Annotated in this window: 8 protein-coding genes; all 8 read right to left on the bottom strand. The window is 64.6% G+C overall.

Annotated features, from left to right (window positions below; all coding sequences use genetic code 11):
• Positions 1–113: 113 nt before the first annotated feature.
• The 8 genes from ACR0E6_RS14225 to ACR0E6_RS14190 are packed head-to-tail and all read right to left on the bottom strand — an operon-like array spanning position 114 to position 6,809.
• A complete protein-coding gene (locus ACR0E6_RS14225) occupies positions 114–521 on the bottom strand; it encodes a Rid family hydrolase (protein ID WP_480584486.1) in 408 nt (135 codons plus the stop codon).
• A complete protein-coding gene (locus ACR0E6_RS14220; protein ID WP_480584484.1) occupies positions 518–1,699 on the bottom strand; it encodes a malate dehydrogenase in 1,182 nt (393 codons plus the stop codon). The genes ACR0E6_RS14225 and ACR0E6_RS14220 overlap by 4 nt, the downstream gene beginning before the upstream one ends.
• The gene (locus ACR0E6_RS14215) at positions 1,699–2,322 is read right to left on the bottom strand and encodes a BMC domain-containing protein (RefSeq protein WP_170611731.1); all 624 of its coding nucleotides are present in this window, start codon (positions 2,320–2,322) and stop codon (positions 1,699–1,701) included. The genes ACR0E6_RS14220 and ACR0E6_RS14215 overlap by 1 nt, the downstream gene beginning before the upstream one ends.
• The gene (locus tag ACR0E6_RS14210) at positions 2,319–3,698 is read right to left on the bottom strand and encodes an aldehyde dehydrogenase family protein (protein ID WP_480584482.1); all 1,380 of its coding nucleotides are present in this window, start codon (positions 3,696–3,698) and stop codon (positions 2,319–2,321) included. Before ACR0E6_RS14210 ends, ACR0E6_RS14215 begins: the two co-directional genes overlap by 4 nt.
• Positions 3,698–4,882, bottom strand: coding sequence for a hypothetical protein (locus ACR0E6_RS14205; protein WP_480584480.1), 1,185 nt, complete (start codon positions 4,880–4,882; stop codon positions 3,698–3,700). The genes ACR0E6_RS14210 and ACR0E6_RS14205 overlap by 1 nt, the downstream gene beginning before the upstream one ends.
• 19 nt (positions 4,883–4,901) lie before the next feature.
• A complete protein-coding gene (locus ACR0E6_RS14200; RefSeq protein ID WP_170630867.1) occupies positions 4,902–5,210 on the bottom strand; it encodes a BMC domain-containing protein in 309 nt (102 codons plus the stop codon).
• A 40-nt stretch (positions 5,211–5,250) separates the two neighbouring features.
• The gene (locus ACR0E6_RS14195) at positions 5,251–5,517 is read right to left on the bottom strand and encodes a EutN/CcmL family microcompartment protein (protein ID WP_480584478.1); all 267 of its coding nucleotides are present in this window, start codon (positions 5,515–5,517) and stop codon (positions 5,251–5,253) included.
• Positions 5,517–6,809, bottom strand: coding sequence for a glutamine synthetase family protein (locus tag ACR0E6_RS14190; RefSeq protein WP_480584476.1), 1,293 nt, complete (start codon positions 6,807–6,809; stop codon positions 5,517–5,519). The genes ACR0E6_RS14195 and ACR0E6_RS14190 overlap by 1 nt, the downstream gene beginning before the upstream one ends.
• Between the last annotated feature and the right edge of the window lie 32 nt (positions 6,810–6,841).

Genomic DNA, 6,841 nt, shown 5'->3' with positions numbered 1-6,841 from the left:
GCCAAACAGTCGCTCGACAAGCTGCTGCCTATGATCGACTGATCAAACGGGTCGTAATCAAAATGCAAAGGGCGCCAATGGGCGCCCTTTTTTGCGGCGCGTCGGATGGCCGTTCAGAAACTGATCTGGCCGGTTTCATCGTGAATCACCGCGTCCACGTCGATCTCCACCATCAGACCGGGTTGCGTCAGACCCGCCTGAACGGCGGTCAGAACCGGGTCGATACCCTTGAACACCTCGCCATGCACGCGGGCGAACTCACCTGCCTTTGACAAATCGGTCAGATAGGCCCGCACCCGGCCCACATGGCGCAGCTCGGCCCCCATCTGCTTTAGCGCGTCTTCGGTGCGAGAGAGGATATAGCGCGTTTGCGCGCCCATATCGCCGGGCGCATGGATGCGGCCCGTGGGTTCGATTGCCGTCGTGCCCGCGACCCAGACAAACGGGCCTATGCGTTTGGCGCGGGAATACGAGGCGACCTCTTCAAACCGTCCGCCGGATTTCCAGATGCGCACCGTCACAGGCCCAGCCTCAGCCGGATGGCATCCGCTGCCGTTTGCAGCGCCGCCTGTTCCGAGGGCGTCAGGCGCAGTTCCTCGACCTCGACCAACCCGCCCGCGCCAAGATGGGCGGGCACCCCCAGCACCACGCCATCAATGCCATATTCGCCTTGCAGCATGACCGAGACCGGAACCGGCCCGGTCCGCGCACCCCGGATGTGGTCAATCAATTCGATCGAGGCATGGGCCGGGGCAATCGTCGCGGACCCCGATTTCTTGAGCGCCACAACCTGCCCGCCCCCGGTGATCGCATCCTGCACGCAGGCATCGATCTGTTCGGGTGACAGGAACACGTCCAGCGGACGGCCCTTGATGCGGGCGCGGCTGGGGATCGGGGCCATCTCGTCACCATGACTGCCAAGCGTGAACGCCTCGACATCGGCGGGTGTCACGCCGGCGGCCACAGCCAGCGCATTGCGGAACCGACTGCTGTCCAGCGTGCCTGCCATGCCCAGAACCCGTTCGCGCGGGAAGCCCGTGGCGCGCAGCATCTCGACCGTCATTTCGTCCAGCGGGTTGGTCACTACGATCACGATGGCATTGGGGGCGGCGGACCGGATCGCCTCAGCCGCCTGACGGATCACGCGGGCGTTCACGTCGATCAGATCGGCGCGGCTCATGCCCGGACGGCGGGCGCGGCCTGCGGTGACGACGACCACCTCGGCCCCGGCCACCAGATCCAGCGTTTCACCTCCGACACAACGGGCGCGGGCACCGGTGATGCCGGATGTGTGGTTAAGGTCCAGCGCGGTCGAGGCCGCCAATCCCGGAGCAATGTCGATCAGCGCAATCTCATCCGCGAGATCCGCCATCGCCGCCAGATGCGCGATATTGCCGCCAACGCCCCCGGCCCCCACCAACGCAAGCTTGCCCAGCCTGCGCGCCTTGCGCGGCGCGCGCGACGGGGCGACCCATTTAGGCGAGCGGCGGTAAAGCACCCGGCGCATCGATACCGCACCATCGGTGCGTGGCGGTTGCGGGCGTTCCAGCGGCCCATCCACCAGCGTGATCCCTACGCGTTCCGCCGTTTCGCGGGCCAATGCGGTCACGATGTCACCGGGCAGTACCTCGAACACGATCCTGCCGCGGCGGCGGGCGTCTTCGACCGCGTCCGAACCTATGACGCGCGGGGTGGCCATTAGCCAGCCTGCCCGTCCACGGCCTCAATGGCGCGGGTGGCGGCCTCGACAGCGGTTTTGACCGAGTTTTCCGAGCCCGAGATGAACAGACGCCCAAACCGCCCCACCGCACGCACCTCGACAATGTCGATCTCGGCAGCTTTTTCGGCCTCGTTCGCGGCAATCGAGATATAGGCGGCGGGCGCGCATTCCACGATGCCCAGCGTCTGCCCCGGCACGATCAACGCGCCCTTGCGCCATTTGTTCAGCAATTGCGCCTGATAGGGTTCGACGCTGGTGATGATCTGCGTCGAACTGATTGCGGGCTTCAGCCGGTCCGACATCGACGCGCCCAGTTCCGCCAGCATCGCATCGCGCGCGGCGGAAACTTCGGCGTTCGACGGCGAACGCAGGATGAAAAACCCGAACTCGCGTTCCACCATCTGCGTCGTCGCCTCGACCGAAGACGCCTTGAGCGCTCGGTCGATCAGCGAGAAGACCCCATTACCCGGTGCAAATTCTCCGATCAGCACGGTGTCGCCGGACAAGGGCACCGAGCCCTGCACCGTCGCGCCGTTATAAGCGGCGAATTTGGGTTGCAGGTTGTCGATCTGCATCAGCGCCCGGATGGTGATCTCGCTCATGCGCCATACTCCTCGTAAATGTCGCGCCAGGGTCTGCTTTCATAGGCGACCCGCTTGATGTTGATCAGATGCAGGGCCGTCACGTTGTCCGAGGTGATCGAGCCTGACCACGTGCCGGTGCCCAGCATGAAGGACGGTTCCAAATCAGTGGAATAGCCCATGCCCCCCATGATCCCCGGCGTGTTCACCAGTACCCGGCCCGTTGGGACCGTTGCGAACCGGGCCACCACCTCGGGGTCATCGGAGTGGATGACCGAGGAATGGCCCCAGCCTTCGAATTTGGCGATGGATTGCGCCAGCTCGATACCGTGATCGGTGGATTTCGCCTCATAAAACGCCAGCACCGGGTTCAGCTTTTCCGCCGAAAGCGGGCGTTGCCAGCCCACTTCGACCTCTTCCGACACCAGACAGCGGGTACGCGGCGGGATCGAAAATCCGGCGGCATCAGCCAGCGCCTGCGGGCTTTGCCCCACCCGTTCCGGGTCCATCATCTGCGCGCCTTTGAAGATCACTTTCGCCAGCCGCTCGGCCTCGGCCGGGGTGCAGAAATAGGCCCCTTTGAGTTTCAGTTCATGCCGCAGATCGCGGGCGATTTCGGGGTCGGCGACCACCGCCTGTTCGCTGACACAGGCGGTGCCGTAATCGAAACTTTTCGAGGTCACGATCATCTCGGCCACTTCGGCCAGATCGCGCGCCTTGGACTTGTGCACATAGCAGGGCACATTGCCTGCCCCAACTGCCAGCGTCGGCTTGCCGCTGGAATAGGCGGCCTTGACCATCGCAGGGCCGCCCGTGGCCATCACGACCGAGGTGCGGCGGTGTTTCATCAACTCGGCTGTGCCCTGAATGGTCACCGCATCAAGGCACTGGATCAGCCCCTTGGGCGCACCCATCTGCTCGGCCACGCGGGCCATGATGCGCACGGTTTCGATCCCGCAACTGACGCCGCGCGGATGCGGGGCGCAGACGATGGCATTGCCCGCCTTCACCGCCGACAGCACCTTGTAGATGATGGTCGAGGTCGGGTTCGTAACCGGGATCAGCGCGGCCACCACGCCCATCGGTTCACCAAAGGCGGCGACCTTGGTGGCATCATCCCGCCAGAGCAGGCCAAGGGCGGTCACGTCCCGCAGATAATCCGCAACCGACAAGGCGTTGAACAAGTTCTTGACCCGCTTGTCGGGCACATTGCCATACCCGGTTTCCTCGACCGCCAGTTGCCCCAGCCGTTCAGCCTCGGGCTCGATGGCGCGGGCCATGGCGTCGACGATGGCATCCACCTGCGCCGGGTCGGTGTCCAGAAAGGCGCGGTAGGCCTCGAACGCGGTTTCAGCAGCGCGGCGGGCAGCGGCGATGGAGTTCAGGTCAGCGTCCATCACACGCCTCCGGTGGCTATGGTGTCAAAGATACGGCGGGCCTGATCGACGTCGCCTGCAGATACCCCGATCGTTTCCAGCCGACGACCGGCGGCGGCCACGTCCGCGCCCAAAATCCGGTCGGACATGGCGATCAGGCTGCTGGTCAGCGGCGTCGGAATACCTGCCAGTTCCCCGGCTGACACAAGCGGCACCAGCGAGCCCAGCACCCCGTCGCGCATCAAACCGCGCGCGGCCTGCTGATCCGGGATCGGACGCGCACCGGCGCCCCGCTCGGCCCCGGCAAAGGTCGAGACCCAGTCTTCGGTCTGCGGCAGGTTGCGTACACCAAAGACGGCGGCAATGCGCCGCCTCTCGTCGGCGAGCCCGTGGATCACCGCCATCTGGTCGGCCCCGATCAACGCGGCAAAGGTCTGGTTCTCCGCAAGCGGAACACCCCCCATCGGCACAGCGGGACCGCCGGTGCCCATCGCCGCACCGCCAAGGATCAGCGCCGGGATCTCAACGGCGGCGGATAGGTCGCTGAACCCCGATGCGAGAACGGACTCAACCGGGTGCAGGTTCGGCAGGTAGCGCGACAGCGCGTCCAGAACCTGATCCCACCCACGCGGCAAGGTCGCCGCAGCCATCGGTGCCGCTTGCGAGAGTGTCAGGCCCGAGCCCTCGGCCCGGTACCAGTAAGGCAGGCCCTGAACCTCGACCAGCGTGACATCGGCGGTGCATCCGCCGATCCGCAGCAGCCATGCGGTTTCAACCGCACCCAGCGACCGGCCCGGGGCCAGAACCAGTATCTGCCCGTCGCTCAGGTGATCGGCCAGCACCATGGCATAGGTCCGTTGTTTGTGGATCGGACCGGTCAGGAAAATCGCCTGAGCGTCGCGCACCGCCGCATCAAGTTCCGCGGTGGTGCGCACCGATGGACCGTCGCGGTCCACCTGATAGGTGCCCACCGGCCCATCGCCCTGAATGCCGATGCCCGAGGATTGGGCCAGCAGCGCCAATTCGGCCCCATAGGCCGAAAACAGGGTGACATCCGCCCCTTCAGCCAGACACAGCGCTGCCAGCAGGCGGGCGTCCGGCCCGCCGCCCAGAACGCAAATACGGTCGAGCCGGGGCGGCTCGGGCGCGTCCCGCGTGGCGCCGCGTGTCACGGCGCGGGTGAAATCCTCGAATCCGGCTGACATGAGACCTCCTCAGACGGGATCAGGCCGTCGATCCGGAACCGAGGCTGTCGATGATCCCCTCAAGCTCGTCATGAGGGCGCGCGATGACGTGGACCGAGACCACTTCGCCGACCTTGTTGGCCGCTGTCGCACCTGCGTCGGTGGCCGCTTTAACTGCGCCGACCTCGCCGCGCACAAGCGTTGTGACGAGCCCGCCACCGGCCTTGGTTTGGCCCACAATTGCAACGCTGGCCGCTTTGACCATCGCATCTGCCGCTTCGATTGCACCGACCAGACCCCGGGTCTCGATCATGCCAAGGGCCATCTGCCCTGCCACTGGTTTCGCCATTTTCTGTTCCTCCGAAGATAAAAGTTCCGCGTGTTGTGACTCAGGTGATCGAAACGCGATCCACCACTGCGACGATGGCCAGATCGACAGGGGTCGTGGACAGTCCCGCAGCCATGCGCGCCGCCGATCCGGTGACAAGCAGTACCGTGTCGCCGACCCCCGCGCCGCAGGTGTCGACCGCCACGCGCGCCGGATCGATCAGCTTGCCCTTGCCGTCGACCAGATCGGTCAGCAGCAGTTTCGACCCCACCAGCTTGGCGTCCTTGGCGGTTGCCGTGACGGTTCCTGCGACCTTGCCCAGATGCATCAGAGCGTCCTCAGATAGCGGTCCAGTTCGACCTGCGTGACCTGCTGGTTGAAGAAATCCATCTCGCGCTCGGCCTGTTGCACCACCAGTTGCCATTGCATCTCGCCCAGCACATCGCGCAGCCAGTCCGATCCCTGCGCCAGCGCGATGGCCGTTGGCAGATCGGTCGGGATCGGATCGCCGATACCCTCTTCATAGGCGTTTCCGGGTGTGGGATCGGTGGGCGTCAGCCCCTGTTCGATCCCGTCCAGCCCCGCGGCAATCTCGGCGGCGAGCAGCAGATAGGGGTTCGCATCCGCCCCCGCATCGCGCTTCTCGACGCGCACGGCACTGTCGGACCCCTCGATCACGCGAATGCCCACGGTGCGGTTGTCATAGCCCCAGCTGGTGTTGATCGGGCAGAACGTATAGGGCTGCCGACGGCGATAGCCGTTGACCGTCCCGCCGCCGCAAATCGACATCTCGCACATGCGCTGTTGCAGACCGGCGATGAAGGATTTTCCGGTGTCGTTGATCTTTCCATTGTCGGCAAAGACGTTCACGCCATCCTTCCACAGTGAATAATGCGTGTGGAACCCGTTGCCGGACTGGTCAAAGAACGGCTTGGGCATGAAGGTCGCCAGATAGCCATGGGCAATGCCCAACTGGCGGATCAGGGATTTGAACAGAACCACGCGATCCGCCGCCGCCAGCGCTTCGCCATAGCGGATGTTCACCTCGATCTGACCGGCTGCGTATTCCGGGTTCGACTGTTCGATGGGAATGCCGCATTCGTTGATCTGCTGGCGGATCGGGCCCACGATATGCTCCATCCGCGCCGCGCGCCCCAGACCATAGACCTGAATGCCACTGTCGCGCGGCTGGCCGGTTTCAGGGTCCAGCAGGTAGAACTCCAGCTCGGTACCCACATTGACCTCGAACCCCATGTCGCGCGCGCGGTCGACCTGACGGACCAGAGCCTGACGGGGATCGATCGGCACCGGCTTGTGATCCATACCCTCGGCGCGGCCAAAACAGACCGCCACGCCGGGTTCCCACGGTACCGGCACGGGCTGCGTCAGCGGAAATACATGCATGTCCGGATAGCCATTGTCGAAATTGACATAAGGCGTGTCCCAGACATCGCAGGTCATGTCGATGGCCAGCAGGGCAATCGACAGCGCATTGCCGCTTTGACAGACGTGATCCCAATGGCTGGCCGGAATGCGCTTGCCGCGCATGATGCCGTTCAGATCACCCACACCCAGAATGACGGTATGTATGCCCTCGGGCAGTTCAAACCCCGAACTCATTTGCGCGCGCTCCCTGTTTTTGGCTTTATAAT

The sequence above is a fragment of the Ruegeria sp. AP12 genome (genome assembly GCF_056540025.1).
The sequence above is the reverse complement of the archived record's forward strand: the minus strand, read 5'-3'. Positions and strand labels throughout refer to the sequence as shown.

Bases quoted from the DNA above. Each gene is read 5' to 3' on its own strand.
- ACR0E6_RS14220 (WP_480584484.1), bottom strand. From the start codon at position 1,699: ATGGCCACCCCGCGCGTCATAGGTTCGGACGCGGTCGAAGACGCCCGC.
- ACR0E6_RS14215 (WP_170611731.1), bottom strand. From the start codon at position 2,322: ATGAGCGAGATCACCATCCGGGCGCTGATGCAGATCGACAACCTGCAA.
- ACR0E6_RS14210 (WP_480584482.1), bottom strand. From the start codon at position 3,698: ATGGACGCTGACCTGAACTCCATCGCCGCTGCCCGCCGCGCTGCTGAA.
- ACR0E6_RS14205 (WP_480584480.1), bottom strand. From the start codon at position 4,882: ATGTCAGCCGGATTCGAGGATTTCACCCGCGCCGTGACACGCGGCGCC.
- ACR0E6_RS14200 (WP_170630867.1), bottom strand. From the start codon at position 5,210: ATGGCGAAACCAGTGGCAGGGCAGATGGCCCTTGGCATGATCGAGACC.
- ACR0E6_RS14195 (WP_480584478.1), bottom strand. From the start codon at position 5,517: ATGCATCTGGGCAAGGTCGCAGGAACCGTCACGGCAACCGCCAAGGAC.
- ACR0E6_RS14190 (WP_480584476.1), bottom strand. From the start codon at position 6,809: ATGAGTTCGGGGTTTGAACTGCCCGAGGGCATACATACCGTCATTCTG.